This window comes from Alteromonas lipotrueae (assembly GCF_019249215.1).
Taxonomy (GTDB): Bacteria; Pseudomonadota; Gammaproteobacteria; order Enterobacterales; family Alteromonadaceae; genus Alteromonas; species Alteromonas lipotrueae.
Genome location: NZ_JAESDI010000010.1, coordinates 162,966 through 186,723 on the forward strand (window position 1 = coordinate 162,966; position 23,758 = coordinate 186,723).

The window sequence follows — 23,758 nt, forward strand, 5'->3', positions numbered from 1 at the left end:
ATAAAATTAGACTTACGCACACATCCATATATCCAGCCAACATTCAAAATAGATAAAGTTCATCAAACTAACACGTCATAAAACACTCCCACAATTCGATATTTCAACAAACCAATCTAGTCAAAAAGGCACTTGTCACAGGGGGTAGCAAATAGATTTAATTCTTCTTATACTCAAATCAGTAGTATGTATTGCGGTTTTATGAGAAAGAGTACGCAAAACAGTTAAAAGAACGAAAATGCTCTTAAGGGAACTCACGCAGGGAATACTATGAATATCTTAAAGTTAATGCTGTGTTTAAGTTTAGTTAGCTTACTTTTTTCATGTAATGCAACTGGACTAACAAGCGAGAGTGAAGCTGGTGGTGATGTTAGTCCATCGACACCTCTTTCAATAAAGTTTGATGCATTATTAAGTAAACAATATCAGTCTGACCAACCAGGCGCTGCGGCGCTTGTAGCGATTGACGGTGAAGTAGTTTATGAAAAAGGGTTTGGGCTAGCAAACATCGAATTGAATGTGCCTATCAAGCCTGAAATGGTATTCGAAATAGGTTCCATTACTAAACAATTTACTGCCGTTGCAATTTTGATGTTAGTCGAAGAGGGGAAACTGAGTTTAGATGATGAGCTTACCAAGTTTTTACCTGATTACCCGACCAATGGTCATACAATTACACTCCATCATTTGCTCACTCATACCTCAGGTATCAAGAGTTACACGTCAATGGAAATCTGGAGTAAATTGTGGCGACAAGACCTTTCACCGCTAGAACTCATAAACATCTTTAAAGATGAGCCAATGGATTTTGAGCCTGGCGAGCAATTTTTATATAACAATTCCGCTTATTTTATTTTGGGTTATGTCATCGAAAAAGCTTCTGGCCTGCCGTATCAAGATTATATTCAGAAAGAAATATTTGAGCCTGTGGGCATGACTTCTTCTTACTATGGCAGCGCTCAGACAATTATTCCAAACCGAGCAAGTGGATATCAGCAAACCGATAAAATTATTAATGCGGAATATCTAAGCATGTCGCAGCCTTATGCTGCAGGTTCTTTAATGTCTACAGTACATGATTTGTTCAAGTGGAATCAGGCAATTAGAAGCAACCAGTTAATTAATCAAGCGTCTACTGAGAAAGCCTTCACTAATTATGAACTCAATAACGGTGAAAAGATTGGGTATGGTTATGGATGGTTTCTAAGTGAAATAAATGGCAGTTCTACGAAGGAGCATGGCGGTGGCATTTTTGGTTATGTCACAAATAGTATTTATTTGCCTGAAGAAAATGTATTCGTAGCGGTACTATCAAACACTGACTTTAATGGCCCGGGGTTTGTTTCAACGAAGATGGCGGCTATTACTATTGATAAGCCTTATCCTGAGTTTTCTGATGATGTATCTGTAGATACTGATGAGTTAGCGAGTTTAGTAGGCGTGTATCAGTTTGACGATGGTGCTACTAGGTTTATTACCATGGACGATGGCTCGCTATACTCACAACGAAAAGGCGGAGCGAATTTCTTATTGCATCCAACAGCAGACGGCACGTTTTATTTTGAAGGTAGCTTTTCAAATTTACGATTTACGCAAGAAGATGACAAAACAAAAGTATTATTCAAGAGTCGAGCTAGCGAATCTGTTGGTATAAAAACTGACAAGCCTGTTCCGGTAAAAACTGAAATTACGCTAGATAGTGCAACGCTTATGCAATTTGTTGGAGTATTTGAGTTACAACCTGGCTTTGATATCACTATCACGCTTGAAGACGATAAGTTAATGTCGCAAGCAACGGGACAACAAAAATTCCAAATCTACCCTATGACAGAAAGTCGATTTTTCTTGAAGGCAGTGGATGCAGAGCTTGAGTTCAATGCAAATGAAAATGGGGTATATACATCTATGATCTTGTATCAAGGTGGGCAAGAAATACCGGCGCAAAAGAAGACAGCAAACTAAACATCAATAGGGAAATCATGCCGTCTATTTCTTTAAATGCTTGTCGAGCGACTTTTGCAACTGGCCATTGAATTTGTCATAACTTCCCACAACCGTTACTTGAGGTCCAAAGTTTTGGGCCCTTCCAAAAAGCTAATAAGACAGGCATAACACGCGGTATCAAAACTGTACCGCAGTACGCTTTCTTTAATTTGGTTAGCTATTCACACTGTTAAAGGAGTAAACCAACGTTAGAAAGTCTTGATGCCTAAAGCCAGAAAGTAGCAAGCTAGTTTATTGGATACGTCATATTATCACTGCGTTTCTCGCTGACTATTCCTAGCTCCCCGAATATTCCCATCCATAACAAGCGTTTTAGCCAGCGCGCCTTCAGCATCGTCTTCAAAACGAACACTACTGCCATTCTTAGCAAAAAATCGTCCTTCACCCTCATGAAAATACCTTTCATTTTCAATATAAGGTAAAGCGTTAAGCACAAAGCCGTTTTTTGCTTCCTGCAATACAAATTCGACATCAACAGGGTCTGTTACCACGTAAGTACCAATATACTTACTCAGCTCTGTTTGGTTGATTGGCACTAACTTTTTAACTTCAGCTTGCGAATACCCCACATCCAATACTTCTTTTAGGCGAACTTCTAACTCGCTAATTAACTGACTACCGTTATCGCCGTTAGTCATAATGGCGTAGCCGTTGCCGGTATCTAACTCAAGATATAACTGCGACATAAAACCTTTATCTGCGCCACCATGGCCAAAGCCCAGAATTTCACCGTTTTCATCCATGTTGATAAAAAAGCCAATACCAACATTAGGAGCTTCATTGCTAGGCGTATTATTGGTTAATATTTCTTGAGCAGTGGCCTTAGTTACCCAATTAGCTTCTAACCCTAAATACGCGCTACGTACGCTGCTCGCCATTTTCAGCATATCCGAAGGCGTACTCCACATTCCAGCTGCAGCAAGCGTGGCATAAGTATGCGCGCCACCCTCTACTGGGGTACCGTCATCGTTGTAGGGCGTAGCCATATTGTTTGATAGGTCTGACGATATAGGCTGTTCGAAGTCAGAGCGCGTCATGCCTAACGGCGCAAACAAAAGCCGTTGTGCCATTGTCGGCAAGGGTTCGTTTGCTATGTCTTGTAAGGTAAGTTGAGCGAGCGTAGTGCCGCCACCTGAATAGCGCATTTGCTTGCCGGGTTGAAGGTCAACCACTACCGCGCTGGTATTAGCAGGCTCAACACCTTCTAACACTTGCTGCAAAGTAGGCACGGGTTCGCCAGTCGCGTAACCAGGAAAGCCATGTACTGTGGTGCCAGCCGTGTGGCTTAATAATCTGCGTAATGAAACAACTTCTTGCCCCGTCCATTCATGTTCGGGCAATTGCCAGCTGGTAAGCAAGTTATTTACGTCGGTATCTAAATCAATAGGGTTATCTTGGCGGTACTTCATTAATACCGCTGCAAATGCGGGTTTAGAAATACTACCGGCCTGAAATACAGTATCTTTATTCACAACTAGTCCAGAGGCTACATCTTTAACGCCATGTTCTAACGTCCAAGCGAGCTGCCCATTTTTCATATACGCGACAGAAACCCCTGGCACATTATAAAGGGCCTGCCGCTGGGCTAAAGATTGAAAATCAACCTCTTGCCCTTCAATTCGAATTCGTTCTGCAAGGCCGGTTAGTAAAATATTGGCTTCTTTTGACTCTTCAGCAGAGGAAGGGGAGGTTGGCAGGGTTTCAGGCTCTGCGCAGCCTAATAACGAAGCTAAGCAAAGTGAGAGTGTTAGCGCGGTTATTATTTTTGTTATTTTCATTTAAGTAATCCATTACGTTTAGAAATATCAGAGTACGTTCCTAAACTTACCTCGTCAACCAGCCGCCATTAGGAGTTGAAGCGGCAGTTTAAACAAGTTCTTTTTCACCACCTTTTGCCGCTGAACGATAAATTGCGTTAAGCAAGGCAATAGAGCGGCGACCTTCGAAACCATCTACCAATGGTTTAGTGCCGTTTTCAAGCACCGCTTTCATAGTACTCTTGAGTTCGCCACCATTTAATATAGGCATCAGCCATGGCATTGTTGCCAAATCTACCTTGCGCTAACGCCTTTTTAAGTAGCTGCGACGATGCATTGAAACGCCGGGGGAAAATGCCCGCTAACATCACATTATTTTCTGCGCATACGGCTATCATCTCATCCACTCGTTCGGCGGTCACTTCAAGAGGCTTTTCGCAAATAATGTGTTTACCCGCTTTGGCTGCTGCGGATATGGGCTCTAAATGAAACCCTGATGGGGTGCATACGGTAATAACATCAATATTGGGGGAATTGAATAAAAGAAGCATAATCGTCAAAAGGTGTGCAGTTATGTTTCTGTGCGAAGGCGTTCGCTTTTTCAATTGAACGTTAATAAATCCCTGTTAGCTCTGCATTAGGTATAGCGTTAATGGCCTGAGCATGAAAATCCGCGATCATGCCAGCGCCGACAATGCCAAATCGATACATTCCTTGTTCCTTTTTTAAACAGTTTGCAAAAAGTATAGGGAAAGTTAGCGCTGTAGACTAGCTTTCCCTCTTTGCCGACGCTATTTTCCGACTTTCTGGATTAGCGGGAACATCTGTCACCATTCATGTATAGACCGCACGCTAGCGGTTGTTGTCTTGTGAGTACATTCCCACGATAGCGCCGGTAAAGCCACCAGCTTCAAAGCTGGATAGCACTGATGAGTTCACAGACATGATTAAGGGTTGATAAGGTTGTTCTTCAATTCGATAGTAGAAATCCATATTCGCTTTATCTATATCTACTCTTAATTCAATTTGCTGTGCACGCTGCAACGTAATTCTCTGCTCTTTAATTGTTACCCCTTGAACAAGTTCTGGGGTATTGGCTTTTCGCCGCACCTGCAGTACTTTGTCGCCCTGTGAATTTTGGCTCAAACCAAAGGCAATATAGTTATCGTCATTTTGCATCGACATCATTCCAGCTTCCAGACCTGGCTGTAGTTCGGGAAACTGCAATTTTACCGAATACGTGGCCTTCATATGAGCCAGTCTGCGCCCAATAAAAGACGGTTGATTATTTTCACCTAGTCTATCTTTTCGAGCCGACATAAAAAGACGGCCATTTTCAATCTTCCACCATTGTGTTCGAGGGGTTCGGATAAATAGCCACTCGAGTGGCACTTGGTTCGATTCAAAATCATAAATTTGTGTGTAATTACCACGTTTGAATTCATTGTTTGATGGGATTTGAGGTAAAGCAGGGCGGTCAATTTGATAAGGAATGGGGGCGTGATCGGGTAATATTGTTGGCCAACCATCGTTCCAAGTCACTGGCAATAAGAAGGGTTCTCTTCCTGTGTGAAAGTGTCCAATGTCAGTTTTGTCTAGGTCATAAACGCGATTGGCTAAAAATACCACCCACCAGTCTCCATTTGGGTCGTCAAACAGATCGCCATGTCCAGCTGCCGTGATCGGGAATTCGCGGTCTTTGGGTAAACCAATTTGAGTAAGAACGGGATTCTCTTGATTCGCTTCATATGGACCCAAAATAGAATCGGCTCGGTAAAGCAAATAGCTATGAAAATACTCGGTTCCACCGCCCGATGCTGACAAATAATATTTGTTTTTCACTTTATAAATATGCGGCCCTTCCAAATACTCAGTGTGCCAAGGCGCGGGGTCGTCACCATTTACTAATTCAACATCTTTTGAAATAGGCTGAAAAGTGTTGGCGTCTACTTCCATTATTGCAATGGAGGTATGGGCTGGATACTTCTTATTGGCAGGATCTTTATGGTGGACAATATAAACTTTGCCGTCGTCGTCAAAAAACAATGATGGGTCAATGCCTGCGAGTTCTGGCAACCAAATCGGATCAGACCAAGGGCCTGCGGGGTCGGTTGCGGTGATGATAAAGTTGCCGCCACATCCAACGCAGGTGGTAATGATATAAAACGTGCCCTGTCTATATTCAATCGCCGGGGCGTAAATACCGTTGTAGCCTATGTGTAAACCATCAAAATTGAGCTGTTCCGGCCGATTTATTGCGTTACCTAACTGTTGCCAATGCGCTAAATCTTTGCTGTGAAAAATAGGTAAACCAGGAAACAAGCTAAACGTAGAATTCACCATGTAGTAGTCATGACCTACTCGCACTATGCTAGGATCTGGGTAGAAGCCGTTCAGTATAGGATTTTGAATTTTTGTTTTAGCCAGCGGTTGATTAAAGATAGTATCTTTACCTTGATAGTTAAAGTCGTCGAATATGGCATTTGGTGAAGCCTTCGGCGTTTGGTTTTGAGAGGGGGCGGGCATATTACACGCCGATAAAAATACAGCGATGGCTAGTAGCGCAAAATGGTATTTATGGGTATTGCAGGTCATTATTCCCTCGCTCATATTCGGGATTAAATTTAAGGTTTACGTTGCCTGATAACGTCTGACTGTATACCGGCAAGGCTATCACTGAGTTGAACCATCATCTGACCAAGCTGTTTTTTGACGGATAAAGGCGCTGAGTTTTTTCGCATTTTTTAGGTGTTGCTCTACCCTTGGATGCGCACCGTAGCCAGTATAATCAAATTCTATTTGGTCAATTTTTGCCCCTGCATCTTGCTGTTTTATTTGCTTTATAGCTTGGGTGACGTAGCCTGGCCATTGGTTGTCGCGTGTAATATCCATGCTGCCAAGGGCACATATAAAGTGAGCATCAGGGTGTTTACTGCGCAAGGTTTGAATAAATTCATAATAGGCCTGCGAGATTTCTGCAGGCGTGGCGTTCAGGCGTTTTTCGTTATCTATTAACCAACTGTCATTTTGTAGCAAATTCACCACAACGACGTGGGGCTGCCATTGACTAAAATCCCATTTTGAATCGTTATTGGATTCGGCACGCAGTTGGTCAAAATAGGCAGGCATGGTGAAATCAAACCAACTGACCAAAACACCAATGCCACTTTTAGCGATGGAGTGAAATTCTGCGTTCAGATCGCGAGCGGCAATGGCTGCATATGAGAGGTAGTGATTTTTCTCAGCAGGATTATTGTCTGGTGCATTGTGGGCGGCCTCATTACCCATCCCTACGGTGACTGAATCGCCATAAAAAGCAATACGCCGTTGAGGTAAAGGCGTTGGCGTCAGTAACTTGGCACGTGCCTGCAAAATTAACCCTCCAATATAGCTGCCGCCTTCTTCCCCTTCAGTACGCTTAAATAACGTGACTTCGGTTACTGGTTTTTCAATCATGTGGCTTAAATCGTATTCGTGGGTACCTTTTTGCGCGGCCAATACGTAGGGGTAAGCATCCTGATGATTGAAGATAACATTATAATAATTCAGTCCTTTATCGTCAGTAAGCCGAAGGACTAACTTGGCGCCAGTAAACTTGAAACTCACACTGCTGCCGGGCCACGAAAGGTAGGGGCGGTTGGTATCCGTAGTGTCGATCCGGCCTGAGTATAGTAGAGCAGGGTGGCTAGCCGGAATGAATTGAGTTAGCGCGTGTTGTGCCGGATGGCTTAGTGTAGTGTCTGCAAGTGCTACTTTACTGAAAGCCGATTGACTCAACAGCACGAAGAAAATGGATGAAGCTACTAAACGCAACGTCTTTCTCAACCCCGTCCGCAACCCTGTGATAAAAGCATCGTAAAAGTTATTAGCGTACATATTTGTCTACATATGGCGTTAGTTGTTGCGCCCAAATTTCGTAACCCTTAGCATTAGGGTGGAGTAAATCCGGCATGATGTCTTTGCTCAAAATCTTGTCTTTGGTTAAAAAACTAGCGTTAATATCGGCAAATAAAATGCCTTGATTTTTAGCCAGCTTTTTAAGCAATACGTTGGTTTTTTGATTGTTGATTCTTAGCTTGTCGTTGTCATCAGTGCCGCGAGGAAAAATAGCCAACAGCAATACCTTACTGGTTGGTATTTTTTGTGTGACTGTCTGAACGATCGCCTTTACACCATCATGAATAGACTCAGGCGAGTCCATACGGTGACCCGTATTATTGGTCCCTATCATAATTACCGTTAGCTTGGCGTTGAGGTTGTCGAGTAAGCCTTGTTCGGCCAACCACAACACATTTTCGGTGCGATTACCTCCAAAGCCTAGGTTGAGCGTACTGACGTCTGAAAAGTGTTTTTGCCAAACTGCTTGGCCGCTGTCTTGTTCCCAGCCATGGGTAATAGAGTCTCCCACTAGTAGTAATTTTTCATCACCAGATTGTGTTGTTTTTTTCTCTTCAACGCGGTTTGGCCACCATTCATCGGCCCAAAATGCACGTAGTGGTTGTGGGTGAGTGGTCAGCGTGTCTTGATTAGGGCAGTCAAAATTGGCGGTGCTTTCACGCGTTATGGTTATGTTGGAAAAAGAGAACTCGCCGGTGCCAGAGAATGTGATCGCAAAAGGTTTGGCTACGGCGCTGAAATCGGCCCTGCTAGATGCAAAACAAGACAGCGGAATAGCGATTTTTTGCCAGCCTTTACCTTCAAACTCCTTGGCATACGGCCACAGATCAATCACGTTATTGCAATTGTCACCACAATTTATGGAAGTTTGTAAATTGGCGCTCTTCATGTCAATACTATTGAAATCAAACGCTAATGTGCCTTTTTCTATGTACTGGGTTAGGTCAAGTGGGCGACCGTGCGACATGTAAACTTCGCCGTCCCACGCCTCTTCAAATTTAACCGTTAACGCGTCGTCTTTAAAAAGCTTGTCTGATGTTGTGATCGTAATGGTTTCGTCAGATAAGCGAGCGAAAGCGCCGTTCAGCAATTGGTTGTTGCCTTGGTTGTCTATAACTATGTGCCAAGGTTGCAAAGGACGCCCCTGATACAGCGCGATGTCTTTGTCGACAGGTTGGGCCGCATTGTCAACTTTTGTACTGCAGCCATGTAAGGCCAGTACCATGGATGCGGTCACTAATGAGAGTAATGCTATTTTAATCTTCATTGTTTGCTCCAATTTGTTTCCTTTTCGGATCGCTCGGATTGCCCCGGCGACTTTCTACAGCGCTTTAAAGCGTTTGAATCACCTATAGGTAACACGGTCACCAGCCCCTGTTCGCCCAGATTTGGCGTTGGTGGGCAAGCAGGGGGGGCAACACAGTCATCTACGGCGTTCTTGTGAGTGAGACAGTTTTACCTGAATAAGTGATTGTTGTCGCTGGCTTTGCGTCGAAGTTATCAGGCACAATCCCTTCTGAAATCCAACGAATGTGATAAGTACGGTTTTCTAACACACCTTCAAACGTGCCTCGCCTTTCACCAATAGTGAGGGTTTGCAGGCTTTCGTCGTAAGTCAGTGGAATATAGCTGTACTTACCGCTTTCATAGTCGTATGTTTTGCCGTCATCTTCGTAGATCTCGAACGAGCCGTCAGCGCCAGTGAATACATTGATGGTATAAGCGCCGGTTGGCTTGTCGTAAACGTACTGAATGTTTTCTCCGGTCGGGATTATAGCGCCGGCCTTTACATACAAGGGCATTTTGACGAGCGGTGCATCCGCTTTGATAGTTTGACCTCCGGTGTATTTCTCGCCGCTATAAAAATCATACCAGTCGGTGCCAGCAGGTAAATAAACGTCTCTAGTACGCGCTTCGTATTCGTATACTGGGTTGATGAGCAACGCTTTACCAAACATGTAAGCGTCGTTTAGGTTTATGGCAATTTTGTCTTCTGGGAAGTCCATGACTAAGCCGCGCATCATCGTGCCATCTTTGTGGTATATGTCACCCGCAATAGAGTAGATGTAAGGCATTAAGCGATAACGTAGCTTGAGGTAATACACCATACTGGCATAGGCCTCAGAATCTTCGTCGGCGATATTAAAGATTTCGCGATACGGATTTTGACCATGGGAGCGGAACAGTGGAACAAATGCACCAAATTGAAACCAGCGGGTTTGCATTTCTTGCCATTGTGCTTGGTATTCTTTAGCCATCTCTGAATAGTGTCCAACAAAACCATTCGGACCTGTCCTGTAGTGATCTTCTGGTGTAAAGCCACCAATGTCCATGGTCCAGTTAGGTACACCCGCTAAACTCACCCCGACACCTGCGGCAATTTGTTCTTTCAGGTTTGACCAGCGAGGTACTATGTCACCACTCCAAATTGCACTACCGGTGCGTTGAATTCCGGCAAAGCCGCTGCGCGTTAGGATAAAGCTGCGCTTGTGCCCGTCAGTTTTTCGTTCACCTTTGTATACCCCTTCGGCGTTGGGCAATGCATAAGAGTTAAAGAACTCAGCGCCGCTACCAACAGAGAGTTCGTTCATGTTCTCTTTGCGCTTCTGGTAAGATAAGTTTGAATGTATATCTGGCTCTGAAGCATCTAACCACCAAGCGTCAAATCCTTTAACGTTCAGTTTTTCATTGAGTTGACGCCAAAAAATTTGTTGCGATTCCACGGGATACGGATCGTAGAAACCATTTAAGTAACCGGGCGCTATCCAGTCTAGGTTTTTCTCTTTCAGGACATTGTTGGTCAACATGTAACCTTTGGCATCTAACTCTTTGTAATTATCGGTTGTTGGATAAAATTTTGGCCAGATGGAAATCATGATAGTGGCATTTAAATCATGCACTGTTTGTGTCATTTTGATTGGGTCTGGGAAGTACTGCGGATCAAAGTCATGGCTGCCCCAGGCATCGCTTGGCCAGTAAGACCAGTCGAGTACGATGTTATCGATTGGTAGTTGGCGCGCGCGGTATTCTTTTAATACGTTGAGTAATTCATCTTGCGTCTTATATCGTTCGCGGCTTTGCCAGAAGCCATAGGCCCATTTAGGCAGCATTACAGATTTGCCTGTTAGGGTGCGGTAACCGGAAATAAGCGCATCTTTGTTTTCACCAACAACGACGTAGTAGTCTTTGGCTTTGCCCGTTTCAGACGTGAAAGAAAGACTGAAACGGTCATCTTTGGGTTGCGGGTCGCTGTGCGCTAAGCGAAAGAAACCGTCTTGAGAGTCCCAATCGATGTTAATCGCCACCTTTTTGCCTTTCTCCAGCTCAATTTCAGTGTTGTGGTACCAAGGATTCCAGTTCATCCGCCAGCGGTTGAGCAACTCTTTACCGCCAATTGACAATGTAGCGTAACCACTGTTGTACATCCGGAATCGATGTAATCCAGTGGCTTTGGCTTCGATGCTACCGGTCCATACCACTCGTGGTTGCTTAACGTGACTAACTTCCTGTGGCATTGGTTTTTCACGTACCGAGTTGTTGCTAAGAAATTTATAGTCTGGATCAGATTCAACGCGGCTAAAAACTAACGTGTCACCGTCGTAGTAGTTTGCTGTTAAGCCACCTGGGTTGCCGTTGGCATCGTATAAAATTAACTCTTGGCCTAAACCTGTTGCTGGTTGTGGATCACCAAAATTGGTAATCGATGCGTTGTCCCATAACACGCCGTAATTACGCGTAGAAATAACGTACGGAATGGCGATTGATAAGTTATGAGTAAGCAGACGAACTGATTCGCCAGCGTAGTTAATTTGCCCATTTTGATGTTGACCCAAACCGAAGAATCCTTCGTCGCTTCCTCTGTTCCACTGCTGATTAATGGCGTAAGAGTCGAAATCTGGGGTGATGGTTTCTTGCGTCACTGTGCTAAATTCACCGCTATTTTCTTCGCTAAGTAAGATTTCCCCCGCTGCATTTTTTACGGTGACTGTGCCGTTTATTAGTGACACTTCCGCCGTCATTTCTCGTGTTCTAAGTTGTAGTAAGTTGTTTGAGCGCGCCGTGGTAAATTGACCAGCAGCAGGCATATTCACAATCAGGCTATCGGCCACAGCATTAAGCTTGCTATGAGGAATTGCGGTGACACGGATTATATTGTCGGCCATCACTTGCAAGCGAACCGCTTTGGCTTGGCCTTGTGTGGGGGTCACAATCACCCCGTGCTCTATATGCTGAACGGTACCTGCACTTTCGACTTGTGCTGATGAAGTTTGCGTTGCATCTTTTGAACATCCTGACAATACAGTGATAGACATTAAGCCTAATGCGACACTGTGAGCGAGTAGTTTTTTGTTCATCATAATTAATAGTCCAATTTGTGTTCTTTTTAGTGTTCGTAAGTTGCCATTTTGATTTTCAAAATGTGGTGCTCTGATGTGAAATTAAGGCCCCAATCGGTTTGGTCACCGTTCCAAACCCGTTCAAATACCCATGTACCCGCGTCATCAAAATAACCCTCCTCCACGCGGTCGATCATAAATGGTAAGCCATCGATTTCGTCAGAAGGGGTAAGCTCAACGCGGCAACGAACGCCTGTGACCAAATATTCGTTTTCAGAAAGTTTGGCGATTAGTGCACCACCTGATGATGGGTCATTGCCCTTTGGCGGCGAAATCCAAAACATCGGACGACCATAGGTTACGGTTGCTTTCCAACGACCTAGATCGAGTTCTTGTGTATATTGCTTTGATTTTTCTTGGGCTAGTGCTGCAGATACTTCGGCGTTCCAAACTGCTTGGTCTTCGGCTGTGTTGAGTGGCTCTGCAACTCCCCATGTTTCAGTACTAAAGCTGAGTTCTGCCCACGTAGAAGACCACGATTCCATGAGTGCGTAATTGTCGGCAAATGGTTTGATGGTGGCATCGCTCATGTCTTTAGCGCCCAATGGAAAGTTAACGTAGTCGGTATAGTCCATACCGAATGGCGCAAACCCAATGCCTTGCTGACCGAGTGTAGAAAAGAAGTAGCGAGCGTAGGGTTGGTCGTTACCAATTTCCGCAACAAACAAAGGGTTGTCTGGTCGCGAATACAGCGCTAAGACTGCGGCCACGGTTTTATAATCCCTAAAATAAATATCAGGCGAAATCATGTCGATGTTAGGTGCCGCTACTTTCCATAAATCGATAACGTTGTCGGTTGGGCCTCCCATGGAATATCCCTCTCCTGGGTTGAACGGATTTCGCAACGCCACGTTTACGTTCATGGGCAGGTTCTTGATTTTTTTGCCAGCGGCCGCAATTTCATCTACGTAGGTGCCGATATGCCAAGCATGGAAGAACTCGTCGGCATCTTTGCCAAATACTTGTAGCCACGTGCCTGAGGGTTTACCTAAGGCATCCGTTAATTGTTTAGGGACTGCTTGCTCAAACACTTTTTGCGCCATTGGCGAAAAGTCACGTTTAGCGCCATAGGTGCCGACTTCGTTTTGCACTTGAACCATAATGACTTGATGTGTTGGATCGTTATCGCGTAAGTAAGTCATTAGGGCTTTAAAGGCCGTTTTATCTGCATCAAGTGTGCTTCTTGCCAGAGGGGACAGAGAGTTAAGGATCTTTCCGTCTCTAGTGATCACTCTCGGATATGTTTTGTTGTCTAACTTAACCCAAGAAGGCGCGTATTTAGGTGAGTTGTTTTTCCATGTGGCAAACCACAGTAACACCACTCTTACATCACGTTCTTTGGCCTCGGCTATCAAAGTGTCTAGGTAGCTAAAGTCAAATTTACCTTGCTCCGGTTCAATCTGCTCCCAAGCAACGGGAATACCGAGTGTGTTAGCGTGCATTTTGTCAAACACGGGCCATACGTCATTTAGTGCACTTGGATAGTTGGCTGAATTATTGGTTTGAGCTCCCAACAATAAATAAGGTTTTCCATCGACCTGAAACTGGTGGCGCCCCTCTTTGCTAATGACTTGGGGCAGGGCTCTAGTGGAGTTGCTTGGCGAGTCGTTGGTTACAGGTAAGGTACTTTGACAGCCAATTAGAATGAGACATGTTAAGGTTGTTGCCAATACGGGTAACTTTAAATTCATAACTTTTTAGCTTTAATAAGGTTAAACGAATTAATCTCAGTCACTACAGCACTGGTTTTGCCAGTGCTGTAGGTTGATTTCATATTCAAGAGGTTGAATCTAGAGTTCAAAGTTACCGCGAATAGACAGCGCATAGCGGACGTCGTTTGCGTGGAACGTTGAGCGATAGTTACCCGATGCATTTTGCTTAGTTTCGATTTCAGTTACCGTGTTCAATATGTTGTTGGCTTCAAGTACAACCGACAGGCTGTCATTGATACGGTAAGATACTGAGCCGTCTAAATAGCCCGCTGGGGCGTTGTAAACGGGTAACGCGTATGTACCGCCATCAATTCGGTTACCGTTGTAACCATTAGGTCCTACTGAAACTAAGTACTCACTACGCCAGTTGTAAGCAAAGCGCACAGAGATATCACCGTACTCATAAATACCGATGAGGTTTAATGAGTTTTCTGACAACGCAGCAAAGGGCTGTGTGTCGTATGTTGAGCCGTCAGTATCAACCGGTGATGCACTCAATTGTGTATCTGTACTGCTATCGATATAGGTGTAGTTTGCTTGTAGACCTAGGCCATTAAATGGTGCGGGAAGGGAGTGGAAGAAGTGGTTAACCGAAAGCTCCAAACCTTTGATATCGGCTTCAGCGTCACTAATTGGCCATCTGGCATTATACGTATAACCGCCAAAATCAACCTGTGAATCCAGCGTAACCTGGTAACCGGAAATATCTTTGCTGAAAAGCGCGACGTAAGCTGAGCTGTCTTCTGCGTAATACCACTCTAACGAAACGTCAAACTGGGTTGATTCCATAGGGTCTAAATAAGGGTTCGTCGAAGACTCTAAAGTTAGGTTGTAGTCTTCGGGGCCAATTGGCAGGCACGCTGTTGCATCACCACTGTTACATTCATCCTTCAGCGATGCATTCAGGTTTATTGAGGCTGCAAGCTTGTTAAAGTCTGGCCGAGCCATCGCTTTAGATGCTGCAAAACGAAGTAATAGCTCATCAGACAGCTCTACTTTTATGTTTAAACTTGGCAACCAGTTATCGTAGTTGTGTTCGGCTTCAAGCGGTTCCGCTCCAGTGCCTGAACCTCCGAATAAATCAACTTCAGGGTAAGTTAACGAGCCATGCGCGGTGTTGTCGGTTCTTACATAACGAATGCCAAAATTACCCGTAATTGGATAGGAAAAGTTATCCAATGAGAAGTTAGCCATTGTATAGGCTGAATAGGTTTTCTCTGATTGGTTATTTTGCCAAGCTTGGTCATTCAGGTTGCGCTGATTCCAGTATGCCCAACCGGCCCAATCGGCGTATTCAAACCTGCTTTGTAAATCGTTAAAGCTGTTAGGGTAGTCAAGTGCGAAGCTGCGCAGCGGCGCAAAAATATTGGAAGGTGATGTAACTTCGCCGCCAAAGAAATTTTCAAATTCATTTAGGCTCAACGCCGAAGAGTCGGGATAGATGTTCTCAGTACCGCCTGTAATTCCGCCTTGTAACCATGCAGGCGCCAACGGACTCCAGTTGTAACCTGTGTCGGCGTTATTTGAATTCGCTGAGCTGTAACGCACACCAAACTTAACACTTTCAATAACGTCATTTTCTAAGAAGTATTCAACATCTACATCCGCGGCGGTCATGTCAGCCGTTTTGTCATATTGGTTGTCCATGATAAAAGCCCAATAATAATTACTTGGGTCGGCCAAGTGGGCGCTATCTGACATGATGACCGGCAAGTCTCCGGTTAAGTCTACGTCTAGGTAAGGAATGGTAACTTCCAACGCAACTGTTGAATCGAGTCCTTCAGAGGTGGAGTCAACGCGTTGAAGTGACGCGTCAATAGCAAAGTGATCGCCAGCATATTCATAAGCCAATGCGAAATCTTTGGTTACTGCATTTTGTACCGCTGCACGAATATCAGAGCCCATTGGCATAAAGCCACCCTGCTGCGTGATGCGCCCTTTTCTGAAGGCATTATTGCTGTCGTACACACTGTCTTCTGAGGCTAAAACACCACTTGGATCATTTTGCACGAATATGGCATCTTCGCTCCATGTCATGTCGTAGTCACTGCCGAAATAAGTGAAGGTAAACTGGTGATCTTGATTAGGCGCAAATTGTAACGCAACGTATGAACCGTTGCGTTCACGCTCGAAATACAACGAACGCCAGTCAGCGCCGCGTGGCAGATAAACGGTTTCGTCTTCATGACCGGCAATACCGGTTCTAGGGTGGAAATCTCTTACGTAGATGGAGTCGTTGCGAGTAGATAGTTCAGAGTGAGCAAAGTCTACGAGTAGACCAAACTTGGCTTCGTCGTTTAGTTCCCATGTATTAGAATAAAGAACAGAGTACGCGGGTTTCACCTCATCAATGATGTCACCGTAGTTGCCGGTTAAGCTAAAGGCGAATCGCTGACCACTCTCTTGGAAAGGTAATCGAGTAACGAGATCTATGGTACCACTGATCCCGCCCTCGATTTGGTCGGCAGATGGGCTTTTATATACGTTAACTGCTTTGAGCAGCTCCGGTGGTACGTCAGCAAAACTTAGCACACGGCCACCATCAGCACTGAACGTATTGCGCCCGTTTATTTCAGAACGCACTTGAGTTAAACCACGAACAATAACGCCATTACCTTCAACAGAGAAACGTTCGGGGTCGCCTAAACTCATGTATCTGTCCATACTGACACCTGCTACGCGTTGCAAGGTTTCAGTGACACTCCTGTCGGGTAATGCACCAATATCATCGGCGCTGATGCCATCCATAATTTTATCTGAACCCATTTTGACTTGTTGGGCTGAAATAACACTGGAACGAATGCCTTTTACATCGATTACTTCTATGTCTGGGTCTTCGACAGCGTCTTTTTCATCGTCTGCGGCGTAAGCTATGGTGGGCAGTAATAGGCCAAGTGCAGCTAACACACTAATTGTCGTTTTTGTCCTGGCATAACTTGCTAAGCTATAGGTTTTATTTTCTGGGTATATGTTTCTCATATATAAAATCCCTATCGATTTTTATTATCTACTAGGCTAATGGCTTTATCGTTGTTTATATTTAATTGCCACTGACAAGTAACTCGGTTACTTGGTCTGCAGCAGAACTAAATCTGATTTTGTTACTGGCTAAGCGCTCGTAGGGTACTGGTTGATTTAACCGCATTAGTGCAAACTCTCTGGCAAGCTCGCTATTTTGTATTTCTATTTTTCCCTTACGATTGGCGCGAAACACCGCTTTGGTGAGCGCGTTTTGTTGCCATGTCATAGCGACTTCAATATTACCTCTGGCTTTAATACCGGTTACGCTGCCGTGTGGCCATGCGCTCGGCAACGCCGGTAGTAATTCGATAGTGCCTTTATGACTTTGTAACAGCATTTCGGTCATGCCTGAGGTTGCGCCGAAGTTGCCATCGATTTGAAAAGGCGGATGATTGCACCAAAGATTATTTAACGTACTGTGCATTAATTGTTCTGATAACAGTTTGTGGGCGCGGTCACCGTCGTATAAACGAGCCCAAAAGTTGATTTTCCACGCCTTGCTCCAGCCCGTGCCACCGTCTCCACGCGCATTCAATGTGGTGCTCGCCGCTTGAGCAAGTTTTGGCGTTTCGGTTGGCGAAATTTGACGTCCAGGATGCAAAGCAAATAAATGAGAGACGTGACGATGCTGACTGGTTTTATCATCCACATCTTGTTGCCATTCTTGTAATTGCCCCCAACGGCCAATTCGCAATCCTTGATCAAGTCGCGCAATGGCTTTCGCTAATCGTTGTTCAAAATTATGATCTTCCAGCAACTGCGCGGCTTCTTTTGTGCTAGCGAACAATTCAGCGATGATTTGTTGTGACATTGCTGCGCCAACGGAAAAGTTGCCGTGTTCAGGTGAATAACTGGGAGTGGCAACTAACAAACCGGAGTTAGCGTCTTCAACCAAGTTGTCGAGCCAGAATTCACTGGCTGATTTCATGATTGGATATGCTCGCTGAGCCAAAAAGGTACTGTCTTGATTAAATTGATAGTGCGAGTAAAAGTGCAACGACATCCAAGCGGCCGCTTCTGGTTGCCAAAATGCAGTCGGCCAATCAATTAGGCCTATAGAACCCCATGGATTACTGTTAAGGAATACCACCCAACCAGAAGATTTAAATAATCGCTCAGCCGCTTGGCTGCCAGTCACCGACAGGTTTTCCACGAAATCAAACAAAGGGGGCAGGGTTTCTGGCAAGTTGGTCATGTTTGCCAGCCAGTAATTCATCTGCAAATTTATGTTCAAGTGGTAATCTGCGCTCCATGGTGCCTGGCTGTCTTTATTCCAAACGCCTTGCAGATTAGCGGGTAAGCTGCCCTTGCGCGAAGAGGCAATTAATAAATAGCGACCATACTGATAGTAGAGATGCTCTAACGCGCGATTTAGCGTGACGTTGTCAGACGGATACCCATTCAACAATTGATCAGTAGTAATAGCATCAAGAACGCTGCGGTGGTTTTGTTTTGAGCTAGCGGATTGGCTTTGCCCAATATCCAGACTGACACGATTAAAAAGTGTTTGGTAGTCGTGAAGATGGCGCTGTTTCAATTGGGGGTAAGGATATTTGTTGGCGGCTTTATATTGCTCATTAACTCGGCTAATTGCCGACTCGCCACGATAGTTTGGGTAGCTAAGCTGATAGTTTGTTGCCGCTGTGAGTTTTAAGGTCACGCTGTCGGCACCTTTTATATGTAATTGGCCATTAGAAATGTGCAGCGATCCTCGCTTTGTCTGTGCACTTAAAATTGCCGCATATTCAAGTTGGTTGTCGTTTAGCTTGCCGCTGACTTCAACGCTTTGAGGAAACGCTGTGCGTTGTGTGTAGCTGCGATTGTCGGGTACGTTAATTCGAGCAGAGACTGTAATTGCATTTAGGTCGGTTGATGAAAGGTGCACGACCAGGCTGTTATCGGGATAGCTTACAAAATACTCACGAGTAAAATTGATACTGTTTACTGAGTAAGAAACGCGGGCTGTGGCATTGGCTAAATCGAGACTTCTTTTATAGTTGGTGTAGCTGCCATGCGTTTTAGGAAAGCTGAGGATCAAATCGCCAAACGATTGAAAACTGCCATATCCTGTTTGCTTGTGTCCTAGTTGCTCAGACACCTCGCTTGGCGTTAAATTGAGCCGTTCTCTCAATTGTTGTTGTACTTTTTTGATGGTTACGGAGAAGTCGCTGGAATTCTCTGGAAATCCGTACTGGTAATCTTCAGAAGAATTCGGGCCACCTGTCCATAGTGTTTTTTCGTTAAATTGAATTTTGTCGAGCAAGGGCTGCCCTAATATCGCTGCGCCTACTTTTCCATTACCTAATGGCAGAGCGTCATTTTCCCAATGTTCACCGGGGGTATCGAAGTGCAACGTTAGATCTGCATGTGTATTTGCGTTTTTTGACGCAAATTTTTGGGGGACCGTACTTGCCGACGCTGTTGCTGATGCGCCCAAAAAGGTTAACCATGCACAGCATAAAACCTGAGCTAAAAACACAGTGGCGTGGGATTTGGTTTTGTTGTTAACGATAACCTTTATACTGTGCATTTCTTGATTGTTATTTATTTGTGAAAATTGTTATTCTGAGGATATTGTGAAGCCGCGAAAAATTTTAGTTCTATTGGCAAAAAAGCTGTTTCTGTGCGAATAGTTAAACTTTTTTATGCAAAAAGTATAAGATTTTTTAAAGTTGCATTAATGGTTTCACGCTGAATTTCGGGGAGCTTAATTTTAACAATGTCGTTGTCATTATTTGGTTCAAGCTGTATTACTTAAATTGGATGTTTATTAGTGTCTGGTTTTGAAAATGGTTAGATTAGGATGATTGTTTTTTTCAAAAAAGCGTTACTTGTTGTGATAAGCCTTTTAGTGCTAACGCTTATTTTAGGTTTTGCAGCATTCAATTCAGCTTTTTTGAATGAGCCTTTATTGTCTTCACAAAGTGAAAATGGCAAGTATAAATGGCGAGCCGTTCCGTATGCAGATTCTAAGGAAGGAGGCCTGTCTACGATTGAAATTGCTGATGATAATTACAGCCTTAATTTCCATTTAAACTTAGTGAGTGATGACCGAGAAGGCTACAGCCCGTTTGCTTTGGCGGAAATGGTATTTTTGAATCAAAAAGGGCACCCCAATACGGTTGACCTATCCAATTACGATTCTGTTAGCTTTGATGTTAAGTGTTCCCCTAACAATATTTTAACGTTTGCCTTATACACGGTAGATGAAAACATAACGACGATTGACGACCCGCGATCACAGCGAATATCCACGCGTTACTTTAACTGTAACGACACATGGGAAAAGCATGACATCGACTTGCACTTACTCGATACACCGGAATGGTGGTACAGACAATATAAGTCGGAGTTGAGTAAACAGGATTACAACATTCAAAAAGTCGCCAAACTCTCCTTAGGCAGTTCGATTCAGAGTCCATTGAGCGAGCGAGCCAACGTAAATGTAATGAACATGGAGTTACACGGGCGCGACTGGCGATGGGTATATATCTTTATTCTTATTGCAACGATGGCTTGGATTGGAACCTGTATATGGGTGCTTAAACTGCGTACTAAAGCGCTGTTAAAAGAAGTGATAGATAAAGTAAGAAAGGATCGCCCGTTAATCGCGTATCAGCAATTGTCAATTGAGCCGCAAAAGAATCGTGAAAAAAGCGCCTTGTTGAAACTGATGGCCACTGAATATGCCAATGCCGACCTTCAAGTAGATACTGTCGTTCAACGAACGGGTATTAATCGCAACAAAATAAATGAGATATTAAAAAAAGAATTGAGCCTGACGTTTAGCGCATATTTGAATAAGTTGCGCCTGAATGAAGCGGCGCGACTACTTGCTGATAACAAAGCAGTAAATGTGTCTGAAATTGCTTACACCGTAGGCTATAAAAACGTGCCTTATTTTAATAAGTTGTTTAAAAATGAGTACGGATGCAGCCCCAAGGTATTCAAAGAGGCATGTGCCGATAAAAAAGAAGATACTGGCGAAACTGATACAGTTGAAGGCCATGCGATAACTCAAAAAACAGCGAAGACGCGCTTAATTAGAAAAAAACTCGCCTCAAATTAGCACAAGATGCGAAGCACGTTAGTGTTCTGATTTGAGCGATGGTTTACCTATAAAAAGAGTGGGGGAACTGCTTTCGCCGATCTATTTTAAGCCCTATCAATTCTTTTATAATCCGCTCAACTACATTTAACTATTTACTCGGTGGCAAAGCTTGCCAGTGACTCTATCCGTTCACCACGTTTGTTACCATCCATCACAAGGGTTTTAACCAGTCCGCCATCACTGTTATCAATGCCTTCAAAGCGGATGCTACTGCCGTTGTTGGCGAAGAAGTAGCCGTTGTCGGTATCTAACTCAAGATATAACTGAGACATAAAGCCTTTATCTGCGCCGCCATGGCCAAAGCCCAGAATTTCACCGTTTTCATTCATATTGAAAAAAAGCCTAAGCCAACATAAGGGCCTCATGGGTTGGCGTATTGTTGGTTAAAATTACCCCATCAATCAGTCTCCTATGTGAGTTAAACAATAAGGACGGCAGTGCCAAAGCGGCAGAACGCACTGCGACACTTCGAAAAGTAATTTTTTATTCTTGATAGAAAACTCTTCCTGTGGGCTTAAAAATCGGTATGTTGTTGCGGGTATTCGTTATAGCTGAGGAGCCGAAATGCAAGAAGCCACCAAATCTGAACCATCGTTGACGGAAGGCGCTATTGTCGGTCATATGGTGCGGCTTGCTATCCCGGCATCAACGGGCATGATCTTCAATACATTGTATAACCTGACTGATATTTGGTTTGCGGGCTATTTGTCCGATAACGCACTTGCCGGTTTATCCATTGCTTCCAGCGTTTTCTTCTTACTGCTATCTATTGGTATTGGCATTCAAACTGGGGCTTCTGCAATGATTGCGCCGGGGGCGGGCAGGGGAGAAACCCACGAAGTGAAAGGCTGGCTAGATAACGTTAGCGGCCTTGCCATCGCCTTTAGCGCGGTGTCGTGTGTTTTAGGTTATTTTGCTGCCCGCCCGCTAGTGGTTTTACTTGGCGCTGAACCTCATATCGAGCCCCTTGCGATGGAATATTTATGGGTAACGGTGGCGGGTTCAGTAGGCTTCACCTTATCTTTCGGTGCGGCGGGCGCGTTAATGGCACTAGGCGATACCAAATCTAACCGAAATGCACTCATGATTGGTTTTTTTGCTAATTTTGGGCTGAACCCCTTCTTTACTTTCGTACTCGACTTAGGGGTAAGCGGTATAGCGCTAGCCACAGTGGTGATTAAGTTTGCCACCGCGTTTTACCTATTCCGCGTATTGATGAAGCGTTTAAACATATCGATAATGCCCACTTTTGATAAAGAGCGTTGGCAAAAGCTACTTAAACAAATTGTGCCCGCTAGCTTCAATATGCTCACCATTATTTTAGGTGGTTTTATTACTGTGGCACTAATCGGTCAATTTGGTAGTGAGCATGTGGCGGGGTATACCGTCGGGCTGCGCCTAGAGCAGGTGTTGTTACTTCCAGCGTTAGGGTTAAATAGCGCGGTAATGGCCATAGCGGGCCAGAATATGGGCGTAAATAACTACGACCGCGTGGCTGAAACGTATCGCAAGGGGTTATTAATCGGTTTCTTTATGGCGATAGTGTCTATTCCCGTTATGTATTTTCTATCGCCGCTGGCAATGAGCCTTTTTACTAACGACAGTGCCATTAAAAATACAGGAATAACGTATCTTAGAATTGATACATTAGCCTTTTATGCTTACGTGGTCTTGTTTCAAAGTGTGGCTATATTGCAGGCAATGCAAAAACCTATGTTTCCCATGTATTTAGGTATTGCGCGTCAACTCATTGTGCCCGCTTCAATAAATTATGTGCTGATTATAGTGTGGGGCTACCCCATGGTGTCTATGTTCTACACCATCGTTACTGTGGTTATTTTAAGCGCTATCATTGCATTCTTTTATACCAGAAGAGAGATAAACGGGTTTAAGTGCAGATAGCGCATGTAGCGTAAATAGTATTAAGAGTAGCTCAGCTGTACTAGCAACCAGAGGCGCGTTAATAAAATAGGCATTGGGATAAATAAGGTGATGTGGTGGTTACACGATGAATTGTCTTGTATTCAATCTTGAAGGTTTATTTAACAGTAATGTTATGGGGAACAGGCCGAAAATTTACCCAACGTTTCGATACCTCTTATAAGCGCTTACACTTTTAAGAGGTATCAATTTGGCAGTGTTATTTCGACTGGCGTTTGTCCAGTACATATTGAACGGCCATTCTGGCAACGCCTGCTCCAATACCTGACACTACAGCCCACGTTACGGCCTCTTTAAAATCTGTGTTTTCACTTCCTTTGTCTTTCGGGGAGGGGGCGTTAGTTACCTTTTCCCACGACTTTTGAAGCGTTTTTCTTGCTAGAATTCCCGCAGATGCAGCGGCAAGCCCGATACCTACGTTCGTAATGCGTTGTTTATTGCTCATAATGGTCTCCATTGATGAAGCGTAAATTAAAAAAAACAGCCATTCATCAAATGACTAATGGCTGTTTAATGCAGACTCTCGCAAAGTCTTAAAACCAATTTTTTAATTCGGCTTTCGTTTAACTTTTACCCCTGACCATATTCATAACAATTGAAATGATCAGTAGGATAACGAAAACACCGAATATAATTTTGGCGATACCCGCTGCAGAACCAGCAATTCCACCAAATCCTAAAACTGCCGCAACTAATGCAACTACTAAAAATATTAAAGCCCAACGTAACATAATGTATCCCTTCAGTTTGTGAGTTACGATTAAAGCTGCAAACCATAGGCCTACTTTGCCAAATTTTTAGGTTGTTGGTTAAAATAGCGTCAGAATGCGGCTTGTAGCCCGATTGTAACGAAAGAAAGGTAACGCGTTTTTGCGCAGTAATAATCGCAACAACAAAATTTGCTAACTAACTTACGAA

Annotated in this window: 16 protein-coding genes; 3 read left to right on the plus strand and 13 right to left on the minus strand. The window is 44.1% G+C overall.

What is annotated here, in order from left to right; genetic code table 11:
- Positions 1-270 precede the first annotated feature (270 nt).
- Positions 271-1,962, plus strand: coding sequence for a serine hydrolase (locus JKP82_RS13685; protein WP_218397439.1), 1,692 nt, complete (start codon positions 271-273; stop codon positions 1,960-1,962).
- A gap of 293 nt (positions 1,963-2,255) precedes the next feature.
- Here JKP82_RS13685 and JKP82_RS13690 read toward each other — a convergent pair whose 3' ends face one another.
- From JKP82_RS13690 to JKP82_RS13735, 10 genes are all read right to left on the minus strand, one after another.
- Positions 2,256-3,782: a serine hydrolase domain-containing protein gene (locus JKP82_RS13690; RefSeq protein ID WP_218397441.1), complete on the minus strand. Its 1,527-nt coding sequence runs from the start codon at positions 3,780-3,782 to the stop codon at positions 2,256-2,258.
- A gap of 88 nt (positions 3,783-3,870) precedes the next feature.
- Entirely contained in the window at positions 3,871-3,996 is a 126-nt protein-coding gene (locus JKP82_RS20900; RefSeq protein WP_258544398.1) for a hypothetical protein, read from the minus strand.
- On the minus strand, positions 3,980-4,312 hold the full coding sequence (locus tag JKP82_RS13695) for a Gfo/Idh/MocA family protein (RefSeq protein WP_218397443.1): 333 nt from the start codon (positions 4,310-4,312) through the stop codon (positions 3,980-3,982). Before JKP82_RS13695 ends, JKP82_RS20900 begins: the two co-directional genes overlap by 17 nt.
- A gap of 301 nt (positions 4,313-4,613) precedes the next feature.
- Entirely contained in the window at positions 4,614-6,356 is a 1,743-nt protein-coding gene (locus JKP82_RS13705) for a glycoside hydrolase family 43 protein (RefSeq protein ID WP_218397447.1), read from the minus strand.
- 78 nt (positions 6,357-6,434) lie between these two features.
- A complete protein-coding gene (locus tag JKP82_RS13710; RefSeq protein WP_218397449.1) occupies positions 6,435-7,637 on the minus strand; it encodes an SGNH/GDSL hydrolase family protein in 1,203 nt (400 codons plus the stop codon).
- On the minus strand, positions 7,627-8,925 hold the full coding sequence (locus JKP82_RS13715; RefSeq protein WP_218397451.1) for a putative glycoside hydrolase: 1,299 nt from the start codon (positions 8,923-8,925) through the stop codon (positions 7,627-7,629). Before JKP82_RS13715 ends, JKP82_RS13710 begins: the two co-directional genes overlap by 11 nt.
- Positions 8,926-9,085: 160 nt before the next feature.
- Positions 9,086-12,016 carry a glycoside hydrolase family 31 protein gene (locus JKP82_RS13720; protein ID WP_258544399.1) on the minus strand — a complete coding sequence of 977 codons (2,931 nt, stop codon included), beginning with the start codon at positions 12,014-12,016 and terminating at the stop codon, positions 9,086-9,088.
- 26 nt (positions 12,017-12,042) lie between these two features.
- Positions 12,043-13,746: a DUF5597 domain-containing protein gene (locus tag JKP82_RS13725; RefSeq protein WP_218397453.1), complete on the minus strand. Its 1,704-nt coding sequence runs from the start codon at positions 13,744-13,746 to the stop codon at positions 12,043-12,045.
- Between the two features lie 99 nt (positions 13,747-13,845).
- Entirely contained in the window at positions 13,846-16,746 is a 2,901-nt protein-coding gene (locus tag JKP82_RS13730) for a TonB-dependent receptor (RefSeq protein WP_218397454.1), read from the minus strand.
- A gap of 61 nt (positions 16,747-16,807) precedes the next feature.
- On the minus strand, positions 16,808-19,318 hold the full coding sequence (locus tag JKP82_RS13735) for a glycoside hydrolase family 95 protein (protein WP_218397456.1): 2,511 nt from the start codon (positions 19,316-19,318) through the stop codon (positions 16,808-16,810).
- Positions 19,319-19,591: 273 nt separating this feature from the next.
- Between JKP82_RS13735 and JKP82_RS13740 the strand changes: the two genes are divergently transcribed.
- The gene (locus tag JKP82_RS13740; protein ID WP_218397458.1) at positions 19,592-20,857 is read left to right on the plus strand and encodes a helix-turn-helix domain-containing protein; all 1,266 of its coding nucleotides are present in this window, start codon (positions 19,592-19,594) and stop codon (positions 20,855-20,857) included.
- Between the two features lie 134 nt (positions 20,858-20,991).
- On the opposite strand, the gene JKP82_RS13745 is transcribed toward JKP82_RS13740, so the two are convergent.
- Positions 20,992-21,228, minus strand: coding sequence for a hypothetical protein (locus JKP82_RS13745; RefSeq protein ID WP_232370664.1), 237 nt, complete (start codon positions 21,226-21,228; stop codon positions 20,992-20,994).
- Between the two features lie 235 nt (positions 21,229-21,463).
- On the opposite strand from JKP82_RS13745, the gene JKP82_RS13750 reads away from it, so the two are divergent.
- Positions 21,464-22,801: an MATE family efflux transporter gene (locus JKP82_RS13750; protein WP_258544400.1), complete on the plus strand. Its 1,338-nt coding sequence runs from the start codon at positions 21,464-21,466 to the stop codon at positions 22,799-22,801.
- Between the two features lie 238 nt (positions 22,802-23,039).
- On the opposite strand, the gene JKP82_RS13755 is transcribed toward JKP82_RS13750, so the two are convergent.
- Complete coding sequence (locus JKP82_RS13755; RefSeq protein WP_159532580.1) at positions 23,040-23,285, minus strand: DUF4235 domain-containing protein; 246 nt, start codon at positions 23,283-23,285, stop codon at positions 23,040-23,042.
- Positions 23,286-23,403: 118 nt separating this feature from the next.
- A complete protein-coding gene (locus JKP82_RS13760) occupies positions 23,404-23,571 on the minus strand; it encodes a DUF1328 domain-containing protein (RefSeq protein ID WP_159532578.1) in 168 nt (55 codons plus the stop codon).
- Between the last annotated feature and the right edge of the window lie 187 nt (positions 23,572-23,758).